This window comes from Povalibacter uvarum (genome assembly GCF_014202975.1).
GTDB classification, from domain to species: Bacteria; Pseudomonadota; Gammaproteobacteria; order Steroidobacterales; family Steroidobacteraceae; genus Steroidobacter; species Steroidobacter uvarum.
This window is the reverse complement of record NZ_JACHHZ010000006.1, coordinates 392,808-416,694: the sequence shown is the minus strand read 5'-3', so window position 1 is coordinate 416,694 and position 23,887 is coordinate 392,808. Positions and strand designations below refer to the sequence as shown.

Below are 23,887 nucleotides of genomic sequence, written 5' to 3'. Positions count from 1 at the left end.
AGAGCGATGGCGCGTGAGTGTACCAACGGCGGTCGCGTCGGGTGCGCTATCTGGGTCGACGCACTGTGCGCACCTTGCCGCTGCGCGCTCCGCCGCAGAAGAACCTGTCGCCGCCGTCGGATTCCAGTCCCGATACATTCGTGCCCGGTGGCATTTCGACTTGCTCGAGCACTTCACCGCTCCGCGGATCGATCCGCCGCAGCTCGCTTTCGTCGCCTTCCCACGTGCCGTGCCACAGTTCGCCGTCGACCCACGTCACACCGGTGACGAACCGATTCGATTCGATGGTGCGGAGAATCTTGCCGGTCTGCGGATCGATCTGGTGGATCTTCCGGTCCCGGTATTGCCCGACCCACAGCGAGCCCTCGGCCCATGCGAGCCCTGAATCGCCGCCGCCGCCGGGAGCGGGAATCGTCGCCAGGACACGCCCGGTTTGCGGATCGATCTTGTGGATCCGGTTCTCGGCGATCTGGAAAAGATGCTGACCGTCGAATGCGGTGCCGGCGTGCGCGGCGATCTCGATCGACCGCACTGTCTTGCCCGTGGCGGGATCGAGCGCGTTCAGTTTGTCGCCGCAGGCGAACCAGACGTTCTCGCCGTCGTAAGTCACCCCGCCCACGGAGTCGACCCCGGGAAACGGGCCGTGTTCTGCAATGATTTCTGCTGTTCGTTTCATGGAAGCATCCTAGTCATACCGGCGGAGGCGCCGGGAGTAACAATGTCGTCGCGAATCCTGGGGCCGGCGGGGTTGTCCACCTTCGCGCGCGCCCGCGACCGAGCGCCTGCGCCTTCCCTGCCGCAGCAAGGGCGTCGAGCGCTCTCTGCACAGTGCGCTGGCTTGCGCCGAGTGCAAGCGCGAGGCCGGAGCTGGACCAGGATTCGCCATCCGCGAGGAGCGCCAGTACTTCGGCGTGTTCTTCATCGATCGGTCGGGCGAGAAGGACGACATCCCGGCGACTGTGGGGTGCGAGGACGAAACCGCGCGGAGTTGCATTCACATCGGCGACGGAACGCAGTGCCTTGCGAAGTCGTCCGATCTCGACGCGCAGCCGTGCGCGATAGGATTCATCGGCGGTCTTCCCTCGGAATGCGCGCGCGATCAGGATTTCCCTGGGCGCGTCGTGGGGCCAGGCTTCGGCGAGTGCGCCTGCTAGAACGAACAACACAGGCCGCCTCGCAAGGGAAATCATGTTGCTTGCGTCGCGCACGATGTACCTGCAAGCGTCTATGACCAGGTCCTTCGAGGCGAACAATGCTTCAACTTCGTCGAGACGCAGGACGCGTTGTTCACCTCTCGCGAACAAGCGAGCCGCGGGTGCGTCGAGCGTAGCCTGAGCGCTCGCAACCTCGGCGATCAATGCAGGGATGTTTGCCTTGTGCGCGGCGCTGCTTGCCAGCGCCAGAGATGTCCGTGCCGCCTTCGCTTGCAGGCGTCTCGTCGCAATGCCTCCCGCGATCAGCGAATGAATGGCTCGCGCCGCGGGCGGCAGAGGCACGGGATCGATACCCGTCAATCTTCGTTCGGCATCGTCCAGCTTTCCCAGCAGAAGCAGGTGGCGGATCGCAAGGTAGTGCGCGTGAGCGGCGTTTGCGTGGTCACCGTGCTCCTCCAGCGCGATCCGCGCCGAGTCGAGGGCCTTCCCGGGCCAGTTGAGATCGCGTGCAGCGAGCGCAACTTCGGCTTCGGCCACGACGCATCGCGCGCGGGCGACTGCTTCTCTGGGGGAGAAGGCGCGCGTCGCGTCGCGCAGCAGCGATCTGGCTCGTGTCAGATCGCCGAGCTGCGCCATCGCGATGCCGCGAAGTGCCAGCGCGGGTGCATCGTTCCGCAGCGAGATGCGTTTCAAAGCGCCGAGCGGATCGCCCGTCGCGAGCGCACGCGCCGCAGCCGTGATCAACGAATCCATGCGATTGCGTTGCTCCGTCCGAATCCCGTCACACTTGTCACTCCCGCCTCCTGAGTCGCCGCCGATAGATTTATCTCACGAAGCGCGCTGGCGCGTCGCGCCGAATCGGCTCGATGGGCGTGCAGTAGTTCTTATCACAGGAGACTTCGATGACGACTCACGCGACCGCAACACGCGACGAATGGCTGAGGGCCCGCCTCGAGCTGCTCGAGGCCGAGAAGGATCTGACCCGGCGCAGCGACGAACTGGCCCGCCGCAGGCAGGCGCTGCCATGGGTGAAGGTCGACAAGGACTACCGGTTCGAAACCGACGAGGGCGGCGCGACCCTGGTGGACCTGTTCGGAGGACGCTCGCAGCTCATGGTGTATCACTTCATGTTCGGCCCCGACTACAAGGCCGGGTGCCCTTCGTGTTCGGCAATCGCCGACGGGTTCAACGGCACTGCTGTCCATCTGGAGAATCACGATGTACGGCTGATCGCGGCATCGCGTGCGCCGCTCGAAAGATTGCAGGGTTACAAGCGGCGCCTCGGCTGGAGTTTTCCCTGGGTCTCCTCGCTCAGCAACGATTTCAATTTCGACTTCAACGTGTCCTTCCGCCAGGAGCAGCAGCGGGCGGGGACGATCGAGTACAACTATCGTCGCAACGGCCACGCGATGGACGAGCTCACCGATGTGCCCGAGCCGGTAGTGAAAATTGCTGCCAGCTGCGGCACCGACGCCGCTGCCTTCACTCGCGATCGCCCCGGCCTGAGCGCGTTCGTCCTTGAGGGCGGCGTCGTGTATCACGCCTACTCGACGTATGCCCGCGGACTCGATGGTCTCTGGGGCATGTATCAGTGGCTCGACCGTGCGCCGAAGGGTCGCAATGAAACAGGCGTCTGGTGGCGTCGCAACGATGAATACGGTCGCGCGTGAGCTGGCCATGTTGCATGTGAAGTCGCAGGTCTCGGACCGTGCCTTCGTCGGCGTTGCTGCGCTGGCATTCCTCGCCAGCGCGGCGACGACGATCGTGTGGTGCGGATCGATGGCGGGCATGAGCGGAATGCCGATGCCAGGAGACTGGACCATGTCGATGACGTGGATGCGGATGCCGGGCCAGGAATGGTCCGGCGCCGCGCTCTCGTTCATCGCGATGTGGAGCGTGATGATGGTCGCGATGATGCTGCCGTCACTGATGCCGATGCTGTCGCGTTATCGCCGCGCTCTGGTCGGAAGAGGCGTGGCGGACCTCGGGCGAAAGACGTTCACAGCCGGCACCGCGTACTTCATTGCGTGGAGCATTTCCGGCGCGATCATCTTCCCGCTCGGTATCGGGCTGGCACAGGCGCAGATGCAGCACGCATCGCTGGCGCAGGCAGTTCCTGCGCTGACCGGGTTAGTTCTCGTGCTGTGCGGGGCGTTTCAGTTCACCGCCATCAAGCAACGCTGTCTTGCCTGTTGCCGCGCCGCGCCGCGTTGCCTTTCGACCGCCGGTGAGGACTCGGCCTGGCGAGACGGCGTGAAGCTGGCTGTGCGTTGCGCCGCCTGTTGCGCGAACCTGATGCTCATCCTGCTCGTGATCGGCGTGATGGATCTGGTTGCGATGGCCATCGTCACTGTTGCCATCACGTCGGAGCGTGTTGCGCCTTCGGGAAAGCGAGCGGCGCAGGTCAACGGGGTCGTTGCGGTCGTTGCCGGATGGTTCCTGACGCTCGACGCGCTGGTTGCCGCGACCACCTGACTTCAGCGGCGCTGTCGAAAGACTTCTGGATCGTCGTAGAAGGCTGGCCCTTCGTTGTCGGGCCACCAGCCCGGGATGCCGAGCACGGGAAGGGGCAGGAACGGTCTGTCTGTCAGCCGCTCCGGTGTCAGGCTGGATGCGAGCGTTTCATCCGTCATGTCGTCGACGACCCAGACGTGCGCGGTGATCGCCTTTCGTGGCTGCATCAGTTTTTCCAGCAGCGCATGGCCGAAGAGCGACACGCGTGCCTGCTGCCACAGCGAGCGGTCGCTCACGAACAGCCGTTGCCAGTCGCGACGACGCAGCGAGTCGATCAATTCCACTGGTGCTTTCAGCAGCGCTGCGTTCTCGTCGAACAGTGTCAGCGCATCCCGCAACGGTCCGCGCGGACCTGGCGTGCCGCGCAGTTCGATCTCCTGCGCCTGAAGCAAGTTCAGCCGGCGCTTCGTCTGTGGATACGTGAGCCACAGCAGGCCGTTGAACAGATCGTGCTGGTTGTCGCGGGTCGGTACGGTTGCCGTGCGTGCGATGAACGCTTCGTAGGCTTCGCTGGTGAGATGAGCTGAAGGGTCGACGAAGCGTACGGGGACGGGCTCGGTTCGCGCGGAGTTCAGCGCGGCGGCAACGGACTGCGAAGTTGAATCACTGATGACCCGTTCCAGCAGATGCCAGTGCGGCAGCAGCCAGGGAGGGGGGCGGTGTATCCCAGCCAGGAGTTGAGCGGGAGAGGGCATGTCTCATTGTCATTCCCGCGAACGCGGGAATCCATGTCTCGAGCAAGATGGATTCCCGCTTTCGCGGGAATGACACAGCGGCCTTACGCCGCCAGGCTGCTCTGATCCGCCCGCACCCCGTCGATCCAGGTTTCGATCACGTTCATCTCGTCGTCGGCGACGACGAAGCTCGCGCGGTAGCCGCGCTGGATCTTGCCCAGCTCGTTATCGAGTCCGAGGAACGCGGCGGGATACTGGCTCGCCATGCGCACTGCCTGCGCCAGATCGATATCCAGCAGCCGGGCCGCATTGGCGATGGCTTCGGCCATGTTCAGGTGCGAGCCGGCGAGCGTGCCTGCTTCGTCGAGGCACTTGCCGTCGCGCACGACGATGCGCCGGCCCTGGAGCATGAATTCGTCGCCGTCGATGCCGACGCTCGGCATCGCATCGGTCACGAGCATGAAGCGATCGTGAGGCTTGCTGCGAAGGGCGATTCGCAGAACGACGGGGTCCACGTGCAGTCCGTCGAGAATGATGCCGCACCAGCTCTTCTGATCGTCGAGTGCTGCGCCCACGACACCGGGCTCGCGCCCCGTGAGCTGGGACATCGCGTTGAACAGGTGCGTGAAGCCGCTCAGTCCATTGTCCAGTGCCGCCCGGATATCGGCGTACGTGCCGTTGCTGTGGCCGGCTGAAACGATCATGCCCGCGCCCGCCAGCTTGCGAATGATGTCGGGCGTCGTCATCTCGGGCGCGAGCGTGATCAGCGTCTTCCCGCCGTGCAGCGACGTCAGCAGCTTGATCGCGGTTTCATCGAGCTCACGCAGCTTGGTTGCATCGTGCACGCCCTTGCGCTGCACGTTGAGGAACGGGCCTTCGATGTGGATGCCGAGCACGCCGGGAACGCCGGCGTCGATTGCGGCCTGTACGCCAGCGATCGCGTTCTCGACGACATGCAGGTCATCGCTGATCAGCGTCGGCAGAAAGCCGGTGGTGCCGAAGCGGCGATGAGCCTGACCGATCGCGCGGATCGACTCGATGCCCGGGTTGTCGTTGAACAGCACACCGCCGCCGCCGTTCACCTGCGTGTCGATGAAGCCCGGCAACAGCAGCTGACCGTGAAGATCGTGGGGCGCCGCACCGCGTGCGCGCTCGTGAGTGGCCGGCAACACGTCCACGATCTTTCCAGCATGCACGAGCACCGCAAGGCCTTCGACGAACCCCGCGGATTGCAGCACTCGGCCGTTGATCAGGGCGGTCGTCATTACACGGTCTCGGTCACTTTGCGCAGATGCGGCGGCACATCGGGATCGAAACCGCGCGCGATCGCGAGGCTCGCGACCATGCGGTAAAAACTCAGGATCATCAGCATCGGCTCGATGACGGGGTGCGCCGCGACGACAGGCAGTTGCACCGCGCCGGGAGCGTTGCCTCCAGCGAGCAGCACGGTCGCCGAGCGGCCCAGGAAGTCCTTGGCAAGCGTTTCGATGCCCTTGCGGGTTTCATCCGACTGCGAGAACGCGAGTACTGGAAAACCGGCGCGCACGAGCGCCATCGGTCCATGCTGTACTTCGGCGGAGCTGAACCCTTCGGCATGCAGGCCGGATGTTTCCTTGAATTTGAGCGCAGCCTCCTGTGCGATGCCCAGGCCGTAGCCTCGCCCGACGACGAAGAGGTTGATCGCGGAGCGGAGGTGGGGGATCGCGGCTGACCAGTCGGCTGCCCAGGCTTGTTGCAATTGCGCGGGCGCAGCGGCGAGCGCAGCGATCAGTTCCTGATTTCGCGTCCACTCGGCAACGACGTGGATGATCGCGCTGAGCGAGGCGATGTACGACTTCGTTGCAGCCACGCTGGTTTCCGCGCCGGCGCGAAGATCGATCGAGTGATGCGCGAGCTTCGTCAGCGGAGCATCCGGCGTGTTGCACAGGGCGACGACGTAAGCGCCGGATGCTTTGGCCCGCTCGGCGGCGGCGAGCAGATCCGGGCTCTTCCCCGATTGCGAAATCACGAGGAAGACGGCGTCCGCGAGATTGGTATCGGTCTCATAGACCGAGCTCAGTGAAGGCGACGCGGAGGAGGTGAGAATGCCGAGATGCGTTTCGATCAGGTAGCGCGCAAATGTCGCAGCGTGATCGGAGCTGCCTCGCGCGCACGTCACTACTGCACGTGGCGCTCGTTCGCGAAGCTTTTCGCCCAGCGCGCGCAGGCTCGCCGCGTTCGACTCGGTCTGGCGACGCACGACCTCGGGGGCCTGCGCCGCTTCGCGATACATGCGTGTGTCGTTGTTCACGTGCTGGCGTTGAGTTCGGCGACGAAGTCATAGATGTCGCCGCGGTAGTAGGACTGCGAGAACTCGACGGCGCGGCCGTCTTTCAGGAAGCCGAGCCGTTCGACCAGCAATCCCGCTTCCTTCTCCTGCGCTTTGAGCAACTGTGCCTGCTCGGCCGTCAGAAGCACGGCGCGGAGGCGCTGCAATGCGCGCACCGGCCGCGAACCGTTTTTCTCCAGCGCTTCGTAAAGAGAACTTTCGACGGCTTCGACGGAAGGCAGGCACGAAGCGAGCACAGTCGCGTACTCGAGCGCCATGGGGGCGTCGTCCGCATAACGAATACGATGAAAGCGATAAACCGGCGTGCCGGGGCTCGATCTCAATGTGAGCGCTTCTTCGGGGGTGACCGTGCCGGCCGCGCGATTGAGCCATACGCTGCGGGGCTTGCGTCCGCGGGCCCGCATGTCTTCCGAGAACGAGGTCAGCTTCGCGAAATTCTTCTCGACCTTGGCGCAGACGAAGGTGCCCGCACCCTGCCGGCGCACCAAAAGGCCCTCATCGACCAGGCCGTCGATCGCCTTGCGCACCGTTATGCGCGATACGGAAAGGTCGTCGGCGAGGTCGCGTTCCGGCGGGAGCGCATCGTCCGGTCCCAGTACGCGCTTCTCGATCGCCTCGCGCAGGGCCCGCTGCAGCTGCTGATACAGCGGCAGATCGTGGCTTTCGTCGAGCTTCGGAAGGTATTGCGACAGCGATGCCAAGCGATTCTCCGGTGCCTTGTTGTTGTGTCTACGCGAGCGTGAAGATGCCACCGAACTTATTACCAATGCAATACCAATATAGTCTCAAGGTGGTGCATCCTGATAGTTAACTTGCTGAAAAACAATGCAAAGACGCCCCAGAAAAATAATGGTATCGAACCGGCTTGGCTTTTGCGTTCGATTGGTACTATATTGGCCCGCAATTGGTCCGCTGACAAAACAACAGGGGTAGGGGTCGCACATGAACACCAAGCGTTCAACGTTGATCGGTACGGCGATTGCGGTCGCCTTGTTTCAACAGGCTGCACCGTCGCTGGCTCAGACGGCCACACCGGCAGCCGAAGGCGTCGTTGAGGAAATCATCGTCACGGGCATCCGCGCAAGCATCCAGCAGTCGCTCGAAGTGAAGCGCGACGCCGATGCGCGTCTGGAAGTCGTGACCGCCGAGGAAGTCGGCAAGCTGCCGGCCCACAACGTGGCCGATGCCCTCCGCGGCCTGCCGGGCGTGAACATCAGCTCGTCCAGCGCCGATGAAGGCGGTTTCGACGAAGCCGACCGCGTCAGCCTGCGCGGCACCAGCCCGAGCCTGACCCAGACCCTCATCAACGGCCACAGCGTCGGTTCCGCTGACTGGTTCGTTCTGAGCCAGGGCAACAACGTCGGCCGCAGCGTCAGCTACAGCCTGCTGCCCTCCGAGCTGGTCAGCTCGGTCGAGGTCAACAAGTCCTCGCACGCGAAGCTCCAGGAAGGCGGCACCACCGGCACCGTGAACATCCGCACGCGCAAGCCGTTGCAGTTCTCCGACTCGCTCACGGTTGAGGCATCCGTCGGCAGCGTTTATTCCGACCAGGCCGACCAGTACGATCCGCAGCTCTCGGGTCTGTTCAACTACAAGAACGACGACGGCACTTTCGGCGTGCTGCTGCAGGTCTTCAAGCAGGAGCGCTCGCTCCGTCGCGATGCGCAGGAGATTCCGGGCGGCTTCGCCCGCATCACCGGCCGGAACGCCGACGGGACGCTCAGCGAAGTCGGCATCAACAATCCTGACCTCGTCGGCGTGTATGCGCCCGGCCTGGTGGGTTCGACGCTGTTCGAGCAGGTTCGTGATCGCACGGGTGGTTTGCTGGAAGTGCAGTTCCGGCCGTCAGACAACCTCACCCTGGGCTTGAGCGGCTTCCTTTCGGACATGGATGCCAACAACTACAACCGCAACTTCATGTTGTGGGGCGGCAGCTTCGTCAACATCCAGTCGCCTCAGCCCGGTTACACGGTCGAGAACGGCGTGCTGACGAACGCAACGTATGCGGGCGTCGCCGGCAGGAACTACGCGGTGTACGACATGATCTACCGCGAAGCCACGGCCAAGAGCAACTACATCACCTTCGATGCGGACTGGCAGATCACGGACAGCCTGCGCTCGAAGGTCATGGTCGGTACGACCGAAGGCAAGGGCACGACGGATCGCCAGTTCATCGCCGAAGTGACCACGAACGCCGGCGGCGGCGCCAGCTGGACGACTCATGGCATCGGCTCGCCGCTCGACTGGAACATCGGCGGCAACAGCACGCCCGCCGGCGTTACCAGCTTCGGTACCTGGGGTAACCAGCAAGTCATCGCGACGGATCAGGAAGACTGGATCAACCTGGATTTCAGCCAGGATCTCGACGCCGGACCGCTGACCTCCCTCGACTTCGGCGCCCGCTTCGCGGACCACGAGCGTGAGACCCAGTCACCGGAAGGCGCTACGCCGGGGGACATCTGGTCAGACCTCCAGAACGGTGAAACCGCCGCCTACCCGAGCGACTTCGGCAGCACTATCGGCGGCAGCTTCCCGCGCGACCTGTGGTACTTCACGCCAGCCGCGTTGAAGGAAGCGATCCTCGCCAACTCCACGTGGCTGTCGGACAACGACGGCCCGACCGGCCGTCACAACTACGGTGGCGAATGGAAGGTGACCGAGCAGAACCTTGCCGCCTACGTGCAAGCGAATTTTGCTGGCGACGCCTGGAGCGGCAACTTCGGCCTGCGCTACGTGAACGTCGACCAGGAGATCAACTCGTATCAGGCGGTCGCGTCTGCAGCGAATGCCGACGTGAGCAGCCTCTTCGGCAACTGGATCTACCAGGACACCAAGAACGAGCACAACAAGGTGCTGCCGAGCGCGAACCTGAAGTTCAACATGAGCGAAGATGTGGTGTTCCGCTTCGCTGCTTCGCAGACCATGACGATGCCTGACTACTCGGCATTGGGCGCCTCCAGCTGGGGTTCGGATCTGAACAAGACCGGCGGCGGCGGCAACCCGAACCTGAAGCCGGTGCTGTCCACCAACTTCGACGGCAACATCGAGTGGTACTTCATGCCGCGCGGCCTCGTGTCCGTCGGTGCCTTCGCGATGGACCTGAAGGATTACGTGGCCTTCGGTACCGAAACGCGGATGCTGTACAGCGAGCTGACGAATCAGCTCGAAGAGTACCTCGTCTCCGTGCCGGTCAACTCGAACGGCCAGGTGACGGGCCTCGAGCTGGTGTACGAGCAGCCCATCGGCGAGTGGTTCGGCTTCAATGCGAACTACACCTACGCGGATGGCAAGACCTCGCACACCTGGGCGGATGGCAGCCACAATCTGCTGGGCACGTCGAAGGACACCTACAACGTCGGTGCTTACTTCGAGAACGAGATGTTCGGTGCGCGGGTGAACTACTCCTACCGCACCGACTTCCTGATCGGCCTGTCGGGCGCCAACCCGTACTACCAGGATGATTTCGGCACGCTGTCGGTAGCGCTGAGCTACAAGCCGACCGAGTGGCTGAACATCAGCGTGGACGCGTTGAACCTGAACGACCCGACGCTGACGTACTACCAGAGCGCGTTCATTCCGAGCTCGTTCTACAGCAACGGTCGTCAGTACTACCTCAACGTCCGGGCCAAGTTCTGACCCGCCGGCCCGCAGCCTGTCCGGGCTGCGGGCCTTTTTCTTGAACGTCGAGTGCGTCAGGATGCGATCGCGCAGGGGGATCTCGCGGTCGTCGATCCCGTGTGATCATGACTCATGCACCAATACAAACTCTTCGCCCTGACTTGCGGTGTGTTTCTTGCGCTGGCCGGGGGCTGCAAGCGACCTGAACCAGTTGCACCTGCTCCGGCAAAGCCGGCAGCCATCATCCCGGCACCCCGGGAACTGACGGCGGCGGACGGGCAGTTCGTCGTCACTGCGGATACGCCGGTGTCATTCGAGAGCGGCTCGGGCGGTGAAGCGGCCGCCCGCTATCTCGCCGATCTCATGCAGCGTACCCGCGGCTTCGCGCTGCGACCCGATGCGTCCGCGAAACCGGATGCGAACGGAATCATTCGTTTCGAGCTCACGGCTGGCGAGAGCCGGGACGGACAGGACGGCTATTCGTTAAGCATCTCCCCCCAGCGAATCGTCGTGTCCGCCGCCGACTCTCGCGGCCTTTTCTACGGGGCTGTCACGTTGTGGCAGCTCATGACGCCGGGCGCGGCCGCGGATTCGATCGCGCTGCCGGCACTTGCCATCAACGATTCGCCGCGCTTTCGCTGGCGCGGGTTGATGCTGGACTCGGCACGGCATTTTCAGTCGCCGCAGTTCATCAAGCAGTTCATCGACTGGATGGCGCTGCACAAGCTCAACGTCCTGCACTGGCATCTCGTCGACGATCAGGGCTGGCGACTGGAGATCAAAAAGTATCCGAAGCTGACCAGTGTCGGCGGATGGCGGGTGCCCGCCGGTCCGGTAGCAGCAGCTGACATCGATCCTGCCACCGGCAAGCCGCGCGTCTACGGCGGGTTCTATACACAGGAAGAAGTACGGGACATCGTCGCGTACGCGGCCGAGCGCCACATCGTGATCGTGCCGGAGATCGAGATGCCCGGACACGCGAGCGCCGCCGTGGCTGCGTATCCTGAGCTGGGCGTTGCCGGCACCAAAGTGCCGCAGGTTCCGGCGGACTGGGGTGTCTACTCCACGCTCTTCAATGTCGACGACGCGACGTTCTCGTTTTTCGAGGATGTGCTGACCGAAGTCATGGCGCTGTTCCCGGGCGAATACATCCACGTCGGCGGCGATGAAGCCGTGAAGGACGAGTGGAAGGGCTCGCCGAAAATCCAGGCGCAGATGCGCAAGCTCGGGATCAAGGACGAACATGGCCTGCAGAGCTACTTCATTCACCGCATCGAGAAATTCCTCAACCAGCATCAACGCAGGTTGATCGGCTGGGACGAAATTCTCGAAGGCGGCCTTGCGCCCAACGCGACAGTGATGTCGTGGCGTGGCATCGATGGCGCGGTTGCAGCGGCAACTGCCGGGCATGACGCTGTGCTGGCGCCGCAGCCTGCACTGTATTTCGACAATCGACAGAACGGTCCGAACGATCCATCGCCCGGCCGCGGCTGGGTGATCAGCGTGGAGTCGGTGTACAAGTTCGACCCGGCACCGGCCGCGCTGCAACCGGATCAGCTGAAGCATATCCTTGGGCTTCAGGCTCCCATCTTTACCGAGCACATGCGAACCGAACAGCGGGTCGAATACATGACCTTCCCGCGTGCCGCTGCGCTGGCCGAGGTCGCCTGGTCGCCGGCCGAGCGGCGCGACTGGGCGGATTTCCAGACGCGGCTGCCTGCCCAGCTGGGCCGCTACGATGCGCTGGGAATTCACTATGCGCCGACCGATATGGCGTTGAACGCAGCTGCTGCCGGTTCGCAGCGCCGCAACAGCCATCAGCTGAACATGTGCAGCGACAAGCTCGTGCTTTCGCTGACAGACGATGCGCCGCTGCAGGGCGAGCGCGCCGTGTTCCTCGTCGACATCATGAATCCGTGCTGGATCTACCAGGGCGCGGACCTTTCGAAGGCCAGCGACCTGACCGCGGTCGTGGGGCAGGTGCCTTTCAATTTCCAGATCGGCAACGATGTGAAAGGCATTCCGTTGCCGAAGCCGCAAACGCCGGAGGGTGAGCTCGAAGTGCGGCTCGACAGCTGTGAAGGCGAGAAGCTGGCGACATTGCCGCTCGCGCCCGCGACGAGCCAGACTCTGACTTCTCTGCCGCCGGCGAAGATCGCGCCGCGCGCTGGCCAGCATGATCTGTGCTTCATCTTCACGCGCAAGACCGTCGATCCGATCTGGGTGATCGACAGCATCGAGCTGGCAGCCACCGGGGAGTGACGATGTCCCGACTGACATTGTCGTCGCCGCTGTCCGGCTGGAGCGCGCCTCTCGACGAGGCCCCCGACGCTGTTTTCGCCCAGAAAATGCTGGGCGATGGCGTCCTGATCGACCCCACGGGCAACCAACTCGTCGCTCCCTGCGACGGTGAAGTTGTCTCCATCGCGGCGTCGCATCATGCGATCGCAGTGCGTGCGACAAACGGCGCCGAGATCCTCCTGCACGTAGGTATCGACACTGTCGCTCTCGCCGGCAAAGGCTTCGAGCTGCACGTTGCACCCGGCGCGAAAGTCTGCAAGGGCGATCGACTGCTGACGTTCGATCTCGCGTTGCTGGCGCGGGAAGCAACCAGCCTGGTGACGCCGGTCATCGTGACGAACGGCGACCGGTTCGAGATCGTCAGAGCGCACACCGACTGCGAGCTCATGGCCGGCGATGCGTTGCTGGAGATTCAACCGCTGGCCGGCGCCGATGCGAAGCAGGCGACGGCCGAAGCAGAACGCGTCAGCGAGAAGATTCGCGTCGACCACGAACATGGCATTCATGCGCGTCCTGCCGCGCTGATCGCGAACTACGCCAAGGCGTTGCCGTTCGATCTCGAAGTGATCGCCAATGGTCGCAGCGCGAATCCGCGCAGCGCCGTAGCGTTGATGTCGCTCGGCATTCGCGGGGGCGACGAAATCATCGTTGCTGCGTCGGGCGCGGAAGGCGCGGCCGCCATCGCTGAGGTTCGCCGCTTGATCCACGGCCTCGAGGGGCCCGGTCCCGCGAAGGCGAAGCACGCTGAAATCCGGCCGATCGCCGCTGCGTCCGCGCCGACAGACCCGTCCCGCATCAAAGGGGTCATCGCAAGCCGGGGTCTCGCGATCGGCACTGCGTTCTATCTGCGCGAAGCGGAGATCGCCGTCGTCGAAGCCGGCGCCGGTGTTGCGCATGAGAGCGCCGAGCTCGAGCGGGCTCGTGGCGAAGTGCGGCAGCGCCTCCAGGCACTCGCGAAGGAAGCCGCCGCAACAGCCAGAGAGATCATCACTGCGCACCTGGAGTTCGTCGACGACTGGGAGTTGGTTGCCGCGGCGCGTCGTTCCATCGCGCATGGCAAGAGCGCTGCGTTCTCATGGCGCCGCGCCGTGCGCGACAGCGCCGATGCATTGAAGGCGCTGGGCGATCCGCGAATCGCAGAGCGCGTGGACGATCTGCTCGATCTCGAGCGCCAGGTGCTGGTGGCACTGCTCGGCCAGACGCCGACGACGCAGATCGAGATTCCTGATCGCGCGGTCATTCTCGCGGAGGACCTGAAGCCGTCGCAGTTCGTCTCGCTGGATGCCCGCAAGCTCGCGGGTATCTGTCTCGCGGCGGGTGGCCCGACATCGCATGTCTCGATTCTTGCCGCGGCGGTCGGTGTGCCGACGCTGGTCGCCGCGGGCCCGGCCGTTCTGGGCATCGAAGACGGTACGGCACTGATTCTGGATACCGAGCAGGGTGTGCTGCGCGTGGCTCCTGATCAGGGTGAGCTTGCCAGCGCAGAGCGAACGATCGCGGCGCGGCGCCAGCGACAGTCCGCCGAGCGATCAGCAGCGCAGAATCTGTGTCGTACGGCGGACGGAAAGCGGATCGAGGTGTTTGCGAATCTCGGATCGCTGGGCGAAGCCACGCATGCAGTGGCGCAGGGCGCGGAAGGCTGCGGGCTCTTGCGCACTGAGTTCCTGTTCCTCGAGCGTGAGCAAGCGCCGGACGAACGCGAACAGCTGCGTCGCTATCAGGAGATTGCAGACGCGCTTGCCGGCCGGCCGCTGATCATTCGCACGCTCGACATCGGCGGCGACAAGCCGATTCCCTATCTGCCTTTGCCTGCCGAAGAGAATCCGGCGCTGGGCCTGCGCGGTATCCGCACGAGCCTGTGGCAACCCGATCTGTTGCGAGTGCAGTTGCGTGCGTTGCTGCAGGTTCAGCCGGCCGGTCAGTGCCGCGTGCTGCTGCCCATGATCACCGACGTCGCCGAAGTGCGCATCGTTCGCAAGCTGATCGATGAGATCCGCCGCGAGCTGGGGATCACGACGACTCTGCAGGTCGGTGCGATGATCGAAACTCCGGCCTCGGCGGCCATCGCGGACCAGATCGCCCGCGAAGTCGATTTCTTCTCGATCGGCACGAACGATCTCACGCAGTACACGCTCGCGATGGATCGCGGTCATGCTGACCTGGCCGCACGCATCGATGCGCTGCATCCAGCGGTGCTGCGATTGATTGCGATGACGGCCGAGGCGGGCGCTCGCCACAACCGGCTCGTCGCGATGTGTGGCGGCCTCGCTTCCGATCCGGCGGCAGTGCCGGTGCTGCTGGGACTTGGCCTTACGGAGCTGTCGGTAGTCCCGTCGATGATTCCCCAGCTCAAACATCTCATCGGTCATCTGACGCTCGATGCATGTCGCCCGCTGGCGCAACGCGCGCTGGCCCAGGAATCCGCCGAAGCTGTGCGTTCGTTGCTCGCTGAAACGTCGAACGAGCTCAAGGTCGCGCTATGAAACAGATCGTGCCTGGACTGCAGAAGATCGGCCGCGCGCTGATGCTGCCGATCGCGGTGTTGCCCGTCGCGGCGCTGCTGCTGCGACTCGGTCAGCCGGACCTCCTCAATGTCGCGGCGATGGCTGCCGCTGGCGATGCGATCTTCTCGAACCTGGGTTTGCTGTTCGCGATCGGTGTTGCCGTCGGATTCGCGCGAGAGAATCACGGCGCCGCTGGTCTTGCGAGCGTCGTCGGCTACCTCGTTGCCACGAAGGGCGCGGAGATCCTCATTCCCGTGCCGCCCGAAGTGACTGCGAATTTCACCGGCCAGGCAGCGGCGCTCGCGGAAGCCGCCTTTCGCGCGAAGGAGCTCGGCAAGCTCAGCGTGCCGGCCGGCATCATCTCCGGGCTGATCGCGGGCGTTCTCTACAATCGTTACAGCGACATCCGGCTGCCCGCGTACCTCGCATTCTTCGGCGGTCGTCGATTCGTGCCGATCGCGAGCGGATTCGCGGGCCTGCTCGTTGCGTTGTGCTTCGGTTTCGGCTGGCCGGTGCTGGAGCGGGGGATGGATTCGCTCAGTCAGGCCGTGCTGGGATCTGAATCGATCGGCCTGTTTGCGTACGGCGTGCTGAATCGCGCGCTGATCGTCACGGGCCTGCACCACATCCTGAACAACATCGCGTGGTTCTTGCTCGGCGACTTCAACGGCGTGACAGGAGACCTGAAGCGCTTCTTCGCGGGCGATCCGAGTGCCGGCGCGTTCATGAGCGGGTTCTTCCCGGTGATGATGTTCGGCCTGCCCGCCGCCTGTCTCGCGATGTATCACACGGCCCGGCCCGAGCGAAAGAAAGCCGTTGGCGGCCTGCTCGTATCGATGGGGTTGACTTCATTTCTGACGGGCGTGACGGAGCCGATCGAGTTCTCGTTCATGTTCCTTGCGCCCGTGCTGTACGTCATTCACGCGCTGCTTACGGGACTTGCGATGGTCCTGATGGATCTTCTGCAGATCCGTCTCGGGTTCGGATTCTCGGCAGGCCTGTTCGACTACATCCTCAACTACTCGCGCTCGACGCAACCGCTGCTGCTGCTGCCCATCGGCGCCGTGTACTTTGTCCTCTACTACAGCTTGTTCCGATTCGTGATCAAGCGCTTCGATCTGAAGACGCCCGGGCGCGAGCCCGAGGAAGTTGCCGTCGCGGCGGAGGTGACGACTTCGGGTGCGACGCCGGCACAAGGCTGGATCAGCGCGCTGGGTGGCGCGAGAAACCTGATCTCCATCGATGCGTGTACGACGCGACTGCGACTGGTCATCGCCGATCAGAAGGTCGTGCGTGAAGCCGAACTCAAGCAGTTGGGCGCGCGCGGCATCGTGAGGCCGTCATCGGACACGTTGCAGGTAGTCGTCGGTCCGATTGCCGATCAGCTCGCGAGCGAGATTCGTGCGGGACTCAGCGCCGCTCCAGTCGCTGTGTCGGAAGCTGCCGTTGCTGATTCCAGTGCTTTGCTCGCGGCGCTCGGAGGCGCGGCGAATATTCAGAAAGTGGATGTCCACGCGACGCGCATCAGCGTGACCTTGCGTGATCCAGCATCGGTGACTGCGGCGGCGATCAAGTCAGCGGGTGCACGTGGTGCGGTCGCAGTGGGTGAATCGACGTGGCACGTGATCATCGGGCCGCAGGCAGCCGGTGTCGCCCTGGCGTTGCAGCCAGCCTGAAGAATGCGGGCGTCAGACCGAATCGAGTCACTCGATATTCTGCGAGGCCTGACGGTGATCGGCATGATCATCGTCAACTCTGCTGCCGGCCTGCAGCGCTATCCCGTGCCGGCTCCACTTCTGCATTCGCACTGGATCGGCCTCACGCTCGCGGACGTCGTCTTTCCCGCCTTCATCTTCATCGTCGGCGTCTCCGTCGCGTTGTCGATGCGAGCGGAGAGCGGCCTCGATACGATCACCGCACGCCGGATTGCCGCGAGAGCGCTGCGGCTGATCGTCATCGGCATCCTTCTCACCAACATCTACTGGCTAACGGACTACGACACATACCATTTCCGCTGGCTGGGTGTCCTGCAGCGCATAGGTCTCGTGTTCGCTGTCGTCGCGCCACTGCAGTTGCTGCTTTCGACGCGTCAGATCGTGTGGACTGCAATCACTGCACTGCTCGGCTACTCGCTGCTCTGCATTGTTCCCTTGCCGGACGGCACGCCCGCGAATCTGTACTTGCCGGGCGCCAATCTCGAGGGCTGGCTGGATCGGCAGATTCTGGGCACACATATATATGTGCAAGGGGCGTTGGGCTACGACCCTGAAGGTTTGCTGAGCACGATTCCCGCAATCGCTCAGGCGCTGCTCGGTGTGGTCGCTGGGCGAGCGCTTTCATCACCAGGTGCGGTACGCCAGCTCATCGTGTCTGGCGCGGTACTGATCGTCACGGGAGGGTCTCTCTCGCTGGTTATTCCAGTGAGCAAGGACCTGTGGTCGATGAGCTTCGTGCTGTTGACGAGCGGCATCACCGCAATGCTGCTCGGTGCGTTGCACGAGTGGGTCGACAAACGCGGCCACCGTCCGCCGGGAACGCAGGTATGCATCGCGTTCGGCGTGAACGCGATTGCAGCGTACGTGCTGCACTATCTGGCGTCGGGCTTGCTCAACTGGAAGAGCTTCGATGCCGTCTACGTCGCCGGCACCGGATTCCTGGGCGCCCAGGGCGCGCTCATCCTCCCTATCGGGCTATTTCTCGGCCTCATCGCCTGGGCCATGCTCGCGTTGCTGAAACGCGGCTGGGTGGTGAAGATCTAGCGCCGTCGGGCATGACGAGGTGCGAACTCCCAGTCGCTTCACCGTTCGTGAGGGCGTCATGGATCAACTCTCCGCCGTGATATCCGCCAGTGCATCCCTGATCTGGCCGCTCCTGTTTCTCGTGCTCATCACCATGTTCGGGCCCACGCTGCGCGAGCTGCTGCTCACCCTGAAGCAGCGGAAGTTCTCGATAAACGTCGCCGGCACGCAAGTGACGGTCGAGGAGGCCACCGAACAGCAGCGCAGGCTCATCGCGGACCTGCAGCAGAAAGTGCTGGAGATGGAGCGTTCGCGGTCGCCGGCCCTTGCTCCCCAGCCGCCACTGGCCATCCCTGATCAGCCGGCTTTTGCTGGATCAGTGCCCGCGAGGCCGGCACCCGGACCTGCCGTATCGCCGGCGCCCTCGCCCCGTGCGCTGACGCGCGTCCTGTGGGTCGATGACTATCCCGCCAACAACGCTCAGCTCGCGGCGACCCTGAAAGAACGCGGGACCGATGTCGTCATTGCGACGAGCACCAGCGAAGCGTTGCGCTTCTTTCATCGCGGCGGCATCGACGCGATCATCTCGGACATGGGCCGGACGGAGGATCAGCGCTCGGTACCGGATGCCGGCCTGAAGCTGGTCGAACTGATCCGCGCCGAGGACAAGTCCACGCCGATCTATATCTACTGCTCGAGACGCGGCGCCACCGCTCACGAGGCTGCGGCGAAACGCGCCGGCGCGACCGGCATCACGTCCTCCGCCATGGATCTCCTCGCGTGGCTCGGCTTCTCCTGACGAATGGCCCGCTCGCGACCCGGCGCCGTGACAACGCCGGACAGGATCAGATATAAGAGGCGCCCATAATGTCCCACCGAGGGACAGTCCCACCAAGAGGGCGCTCATGACTGCATTTCGTCCGGTTGTCCCTGCATTGTTGCTCGCGTTGACGTTTGTGTCGGGCTGCGACAAGCCTCCCGCGACCTCTCAGCCAACGACGATTGCGCAGGGCGTCGTGAGTCGTGCACCGTTCGGCACACTTCCGGATGGGACTGCCGTCGAGGCGTTCACGCTGACGAACCCATCAGGAACGAGCGCCACAGCAATCTCCTACGGCGGCATCATCACGTCGCTGAAAGTCCGCGACAACAAGGGAAAGTTCGCCGACGTCGTGCTCGGCTACGACACGCTCGAAGGCTATCTCAAGGACGGCTCGTACTTCGGCGCGATCATCGGCCGCTATGGAAATCGCATCGGCGGCGCGCAGTTCGCGATCGACGAACAGACCTACAAGCTCGCGGCCAACAACGGCCCGAACTCGTTGCACGGCGGCCTGAAAGGCTTCGACAAGGTCGTGTGGGCCGGCCAGACGTTCGAGAAGGACGGCGACGTCGGCGTGATCTTCACGCACACGAGCCCAGATGGCGACGAAGGGTTCCCGGGAACGCTGTCGGTGAAGGTGACCTACACGCTGACGAAAGCGAACGAGCTCGCCATCGACTACGAGGCCACCACGGACAAGCCGACGGTGGTCAATCTCACGCAGCACTCCTATTTCAATCTCGCAGGCGACGGATCAGGCGATGTGCTCGGTCACGAGCTCTACGTGAACGCGGACAACTACAGCGCCGTCGACAAGGATCTGATCCCCCTCGGCGCGCCGGTCAGCGTCGAGGGAACACCGCTGGATTTCCGCACGAGCACACCGATCGGTGCGCGTATCGATGCGGACAACGAGCAGATCCGCCTCGGCGGCGGCTACGACCACAACTTCGTCATCAATCGCCAGGGCCCCGGCATGAAGGTCGCCGCACGTGTCACCGAGCCGAAGTCCGGACGAGTGATGGAAGTCGTGACTACTGAACCCGGCGTGCAGCTCTACACAGCCAATCATCTCGACGGAAAACTCGGCAAGGGCGGGCGCATCTACAACAAGCGTGGCGCGTTCTGCCTGGAAACGCAGCACTATCCGGACTCGCCCAACAAGCCGGAATTCCCGGCCACGACACTGCGGCCGGGCGAGAAGTACGAGTCGAGGACGGTGTACGCGTTCACTACGAACTAGCCACTAGCCTGCTAGCCATTAGCCGCTAGCCAGACAAAGAGAGAGCCTCTGCCTTCTTCCTCTGGCTACCGGCTACCGGCTAGCTGGCTAGTGGCTAGCAGGCTTCCATGAATACGTATGCAGCCCCTCGAACTCCCAGCTGCTGAGTGACTAAGCTTCGCCCCGAACAACGATGATGTTTGGGGGACGACATGACTCAGCCGCCCTGGTGGCGCGGTGCGGTGATCTACGAGATCTATCCGCGCAGTTTCTGCGACAGCAACGCCGATGGTGTCGGCGATCTCCCGGGCATCATCGAACATCTCGACCATGTGGCGAGTCTCGGCGTGGATGCGATCTGGATCGCGCCGTTCTTCAAATCGCCGATGGCGGATTTCGGCTACGACGTTGCCGACTATCGGGCGATCGATCCGTTGTTCGGTACGATGGACGATTTCGACCGGCTGCTCGCGAAGGCGCATTCGCTCGGGCTCAAGGTCATCATCGATCAGGTCCTGAGCCACACCTCGTCGGAGCACGAATGGTTCCGGCAGAGCCGGCTGAGCGCCGACAATCCGTACTCGGATTGGTATGTGTGGGCCGATGCAGCTGAAGACGGCACACCGCCCAACAACTGGCTCTCGATCTTCGGCGGCTCCGCGTGGCAGTGGGATCCACGCCGCGGCCAGTACTACCTGCATAATTTCCTTGCGAGCCAGCCCGATCTGAACTTCCACAATCGCGCAGTGCGCGAGGCCGTGCTCGATAACGTCAGGTTCTGGCTGGACAAGGGCGTCGACGGCATCCGCCTCGATGCGATCAGTTTCTGTTTCCACGATCCGTTGCTCCGGAACAATCCGCCGAAGCCCCGAGAGCATCGTGTGGGTCGTGGATTCCGCCCCGAGAATCCGTACGCATTCCAGTATCACCACTACGACAACACGCAGCCGGAGAACCTGGATTTCCTGCGCGAGCTGCGCGCGCTGCTCGATCGCTATCCGAACACGACGACGCTCGGCGAGATCTCATCGGAGGATTCGCTGGCGACGATGGCGGAGTACACGAACAGCAGCCGGCTGCACATGGCGTACAGCTTCGAGCTGCTGTCGGACGACGCAACGGCCGCGCATCTGCGAACGACGGTGGAAACGCTGGAATCGAAGATGGCCGAGGGCTGGCCGTGCTGGGCGCTCTCGAATCACGACGTACAGCGCGTCGTCACGCGTTGGGGCGGACCGAAGCCGTCCCCGCACATCGCGAATCAGCTTCTTGCGCTGCTGTGCTCGCTGCGCGGCTCCGCCTGTATCTACCAGGGCGAGGAGCTCGGGTTGCCCGAAGCTGATGTGCCGTTCGAATCGTTGCGTGATCCTTACGGCATCACGTTCTGGCCCAACTTCAAGGGTCGCGATGGTTGCCGGACTCCGATGCCGTGGAACGACACCGAGCATGGTGGCTTCAGCGCTGCTGCTCCCTGGCTGCCGCTTGCGGCGGAGCACCGCACGCTGAGTGTTGCGCGGCAGAACGCAGATCGTCGTTCCACACTGAACAATTTCCGCGCGTTCCTGCGCTGGCGAAGAGAGCAGCCCGTGCTGCTGTCCGGAGATATCCGGTTCCTCGATGTCCCCGAACCTCTCGTTGCCTTTGAGCGCACCCACGAGGCCACGACGCTCTTCGCCGCCTTCAATCTGTCGGCGCAGCCCATCGAAATCGCTTTGCCTGATCTGAAGCGCAAGCAGGTCGAGTGCGTGGGTCTGGTCGAAGGCAGGCTCGATGGAGGACGGCTCACGTTGCCCGCGTACGGTGTCGTGTTTGCGGCCTGACGTTATGACGAAGGCCCCTACGCAGTTCCCGAATCGATTTTGCGAATCGCGACGGATCATGAATACGTATGCAGGGCATTGTTCCCGCTCGCACGGCGGTCCTACGATGACCGCCATTCGAAGAAAGGGGGATGCATGAGATTCGCTTGCGGAATCCGCCGGCTCGTCGTGCTCGCGATCGTCGCTCTGCACGCGTCGGCATACGCAGCTGAGGAGAATCGCGCGTCGATCGCATCGCCGGGCGGTGTGCTCAGCGTGAGCGTCAGCGTGAACGGCGAAGGTCGCCCCGAGTACACGATCGCCCGCAACGGTCGCCCTCTCATCGAAGAATCCCGTCTCGGCTTCATTCTTGCCGACGCGCCGAAGCTCGAGCGCAACTTCCGGATCGAATCGCAAGCGACGCGCGGCAGCGACGACACATGGGAACAACCGTGGGGCGAGCGCCGGTTCATCCGCAACCATTTCAACGAGCTGAAGGTCCGCCTGACGGAGAAGACGCCGCTCAAGCGCAGTCTCGACGTGGTCTTCCGTGTCTATGACGACGGCGTGGGATTTCGCTATGAGTTCCCGGACCAGGCTTCGCTCAAGCGCGTGGCGATCATCGATGAGCTCACCGAATTTGCTGTCGTCGATCCTGCGACAGCATGGTGGATTCCCGCGGGCGAATGGAACCGCTACGAATATCTCTACAACACGACGGCGCTCGAGAACATCGGCCAGGCGCATACGCCAGTCACGATCCGCACGAAGGATGGGCTGCACATCGCATTCCACGAAGCGGCGCTAGTCGACTATTCGGCGATGTGGCTGCGTCGCGTCAGCGGCCAGCGACTGAAGGCGAATCTGTCGCCATCGTCGTCGGGCCCGAAGGTCGTCCGCAGCGCGCCATTCAACACCCCGTGGCGAACGCTGCAGATCGGCGACAACGCATCGGCGCTGCTGATGTCCGATCTGATCCTGAATCTCAACGAGCCGAACAAGCTCGGCGACGTGTCGTGGGTCAAGCCGTTCAAGTACGTCGGGATCTGGTGGGGCATGCACCTGGGCACGCAGACGTGGGAAGCGGGCCCCAATCACGGTGCGACGACGGCGAACACGAAGGGCATGATCGACTTCGCGGCGAAGAACGGCTTTCGCGGCGTTCTCGTCGAAGGCTGGAACAAGGGCTGGGAAGGCGACTGGTTCGCGAACGGCGAGACCTTCAGCTTCACCGAGCCGTATCCGGACTTCGACATCGAAGCGCTCGCTGCGTACGCGAAGAAGAAGGGCGTGCGCCTGATCGGCCATCACGAGACGTCGGCGAACATCGCTCACTACGAGGCGCAGCTGGAAGCGGGCCTCGACCTCTACCAGCGCCTCGGCATCGATTCCGTCAAGACGGGCTACGTTGCCGACGCAGGTGGCGTGAAGGCGAAGGCCGCGGACGGCACGACCCGCTTCGAATGGCACGACGGCCAGGTCATGTCGCGTCATCACCTGAAGGTCGTGACGGAAGCGGCGAAGCGACGCATCGCAATCAACGCGCATGAGCCGATCAAGGACACGGGGCTGCGTCGTACCTACCCGAACTGGGTTGCTCGCGAAGGGGCACGCGGCATGGAATACAACGCCTGGGGTTCGCCGCCGAATCCGCCCGAGCACGAACCGATTCTCGTGTACACCCGCATGCTCGCCGGCCCGATGGATTTCACGCCGGGTGTGTTGAGCCTCGTCGGCAAAGGCGGGCAACCGATCCAGTCCACGACCGCGAAGCAGCTCGCGCAGTACGTCGTGCTCTACAGCCCGATCCAGATGGCCGCGGATCTTCCCGAGAACTACGCGCGCTATCCGAAGCCTTTCCAGTTCATCAAGGACGTGCCGACCGATTGGGCGGAGACGCGGGGCATCAATGGCGAGGTCGGTGATTTCGCGACGGTCGCCCGCAAGGACCGCAACAGCGACGACTGGTATCTCGGCAGCGTCACCGACGAGAACGCCCGCACGCTGACGGTGAAGCTCGACTTTCTCGATGCGGGTCGTCGCTACCGGGCGCAGATCTATCGCGACGGCGACGGTGCGGACTGGCGCACCAATCCGCATGCCATCGCCATCGAGACGCGTGATGTGACGCGCGATGACACATTGACACTGCCGCTCGCAGCCGGCGGCGGCGCGGCAATTCGATTCGCAGCAGGGAAGCGCTGACAACAG

The 23,887-nt window shown here is 63.6% G+C and carries 17 protein-coding genes; 11 read left to right on the top strand and 6 right to left on the bottom strand.

Going from position 1 to position 23,887, the window contains the following annotated elements; translation table 11 throughout:
* Window positions 1–46: 46 nt before the first annotated feature.
* Both HNQ60_RS24140 and HNQ60_RS24135 read right to left on the bottom strand, forming a co-directional pair.
* Window positions 47–676 (bottom strand): Vgb family protein, encoded by a 630-nt coding sequence (locus HNQ60_RS24140; RefSeq protein ID WP_184335341.1) that lies wholly within the window; start codon window positions 674–676, stop codon window positions 47–49.
* A gap of 13 nt (window positions 677–689) precedes the next feature.
* Window positions 690–1,907 carry a helix-turn-helix domain-containing protein gene (locus tag HNQ60_RS24135; protein ID WP_184335340.1) on the bottom strand — a complete coding sequence of 406 codons (1,218 nt, stop codon included), beginning with the start codon at window positions 1,905–1,907 and terminating at the stop codon, window positions 690–692.
* A 149-nt stretch (window positions 1,908–2,056) separates the two neighbouring features.
* On the opposite strand from HNQ60_RS24135, the gene HNQ60_RS24130 reads away from it, so the two are divergent.
* Together HNQ60_RS24130 and HNQ60_RS24125 are read left to right on the top strand one after the other, a co-directional pair.
* Window positions 2,057–2,824 carry a DUF899 domain-containing protein gene (locus HNQ60_RS24130; protein WP_184335339.1) on the top strand — a complete coding sequence of 256 codons (768 nt, stop codon included), beginning with the start codon at window positions 2,057–2,059 and terminating at the stop codon, window positions 2,822–2,824.
* Entirely contained in the window at window positions 2,775–3,629 is an 855-nt protein-coding gene (locus tag HNQ60_RS24125; RefSeq protein WP_221304419.1) for a DUF2182 domain-containing protein, read from the top strand. The genes HNQ60_RS24130 and HNQ60_RS24125 overlap by 50 nt, the downstream gene beginning before the upstream one ends.
* Window positions 3,630–3,631: 2 nt before the next feature.
* On the opposite strand, the gene HNQ60_RS24120 is transcribed toward HNQ60_RS24125, so the two are convergent.
* The 4 genes from HNQ60_RS24120 to HNQ60_RS24105 all read right to left on the bottom strand — a co-directional run bounded on the left by HNQ60_RS24120 (window position 3,632) and on the right by HNQ60_RS24105 (window position 7,363).
* Window positions 3,632–4,363: a DUF3025 domain-containing protein gene (locus HNQ60_RS24120; RefSeq protein ID WP_184335338.1), complete on the bottom strand. Its 732-nt coding sequence runs from the start codon at window positions 4,361–4,363 to the stop codon at window positions 3,632–3,634.
* Between the two features lie 83 nt (window positions 4,364–4,446).
* Window positions 4,447–5,607, bottom strand: coding sequence for an N-acetylglucosamine-6-phosphate deacetylase (nagA, locus tag HNQ60_RS24115; RefSeq protein WP_184335337.1), 1,161 nt, complete (start codon window positions 5,605–5,607; stop codon window positions 4,447–4,449).
* Window positions 5,607–6,614: an SIS domain-containing protein gene (locus HNQ60_RS24110; RefSeq protein ID WP_184335553.1), complete on the bottom strand. Its 1,008-nt coding sequence runs from the start codon at window positions 6,612–6,614 to the stop codon at window positions 5,607–5,609. The genes nagA and HNQ60_RS24110 overlap by 1 nt, the downstream gene beginning before the upstream one ends.
* 14 nt (window positions 6,615–6,628) lie before the next feature.
* Window positions 6,629–7,363 (bottom strand): GntR family transcriptional regulator, encoded by a 735-nt coding sequence (locus HNQ60_RS24105; protein WP_407676466.1) that lies wholly within the window; start codon window positions 7,361–7,363, stop codon window positions 6,629–6,631.
* A gap of 250 nt (window positions 7,364–7,613) precedes the next feature.
* On the opposite strand from HNQ60_RS24105, the gene HNQ60_RS24100 reads away from it, so the two are divergent.
* The 9 genes from HNQ60_RS24100 (at window position 7,614) to HNQ60_RS24060 (ending at window position 23,881) form a co-directional block, all read left to right on the top strand.
* Window positions 7,614–10,307, top strand: coding sequence for a TonB-dependent receptor (locus HNQ60_RS24100; RefSeq protein WP_184335335.1), 2,694 nt, complete (start codon window positions 7,614–7,616; stop codon window positions 10,305–10,307).
* 114 nt (window positions 10,308–10,421) lie between these two features.
* Entirely contained in the window at window positions 10,422–12,551 is a 2,130-nt protein-coding gene (locus HNQ60_RS24095) for a family 20 glycosylhydrolase (protein WP_184335334.1), read from the top strand.
* Window positions 12,552–12,553: 2 nt separating this feature from the next.
* Window positions 12,554–15,073, top strand: coding sequence for a phosphoenolpyruvate--protein phosphotransferase (ptsP, locus tag HNQ60_RS24090; RefSeq protein WP_184335333.1), 2,520 nt, complete (start codon window positions 12,554–12,556; stop codon window positions 15,071–15,073).
* Window positions 15,070–16,770, top strand: coding sequence for an N-acetylglucosamine-specific PTS transporter subunit IIBC (nagE, locus tag HNQ60_RS24085; RefSeq protein ID WP_184335332.1), 1,701 nt, complete (start codon window positions 15,070–15,072; stop codon window positions 16,768–16,770). The genes ptsP and nagE overlap by 4 nt, the downstream gene beginning before the upstream one ends.
* A 3-nt stretch (window positions 16,771–16,773) precedes the next feature.
* Window positions 16,774–17,853 carry an acyltransferase family protein gene (locus HNQ60_RS24080; RefSeq protein ID WP_184335331.1) on the top strand — a complete coding sequence of 360 codons (1,080 nt, stop codon included), beginning with the start codon at window positions 16,774–16,776 and terminating at the stop codon, window positions 17,851–17,853.
* 58 nt (window positions 17,854–17,911) lie between these two features.
* Window positions 17,912–18,631, top strand: a complete 720-nt coding sequence (locus HNQ60_RS24075; protein WP_184335330.1) for a response regulator — start codon at window positions 17,912–17,914, stop codon at window positions 18,629–18,631.
* A 106-nt stretch (window positions 18,632–18,737) separates the two neighbouring features.
* Window positions 18,738–19,898: an aldose epimerase family protein gene (locus tag HNQ60_RS24070; RefSeq protein WP_184335329.1), complete on the top strand. Its 1,161-nt coding sequence runs from the start codon at window positions 18,738–18,740 to the stop codon at window positions 19,896–19,898.
* Window positions 19,899–20,089: 191 nt separating this feature from the next.
* Complete coding sequence (locus HNQ60_RS24065) at window positions 20,090–21,697, top strand: alpha-glucosidase family protein (RefSeq protein WP_184335328.1); 1,608 nt, start codon at window positions 20,090–20,092, stop codon at window positions 21,695–21,697.
* Between the two features lie 135 nt (window positions 21,698–21,832).
* The gene (locus HNQ60_RS24060; protein ID WP_184335327.1) at window positions 21,833–23,881 is read left to right on the top strand and encodes a glycoside hydrolase family 97 protein; all 2,049 of its coding nucleotides are present in this window, start codon (window positions 21,833–21,835) and stop codon (window positions 23,879–23,881) included.
* Window positions 23,882–23,887: the final 6 nt, after the last annotated feature.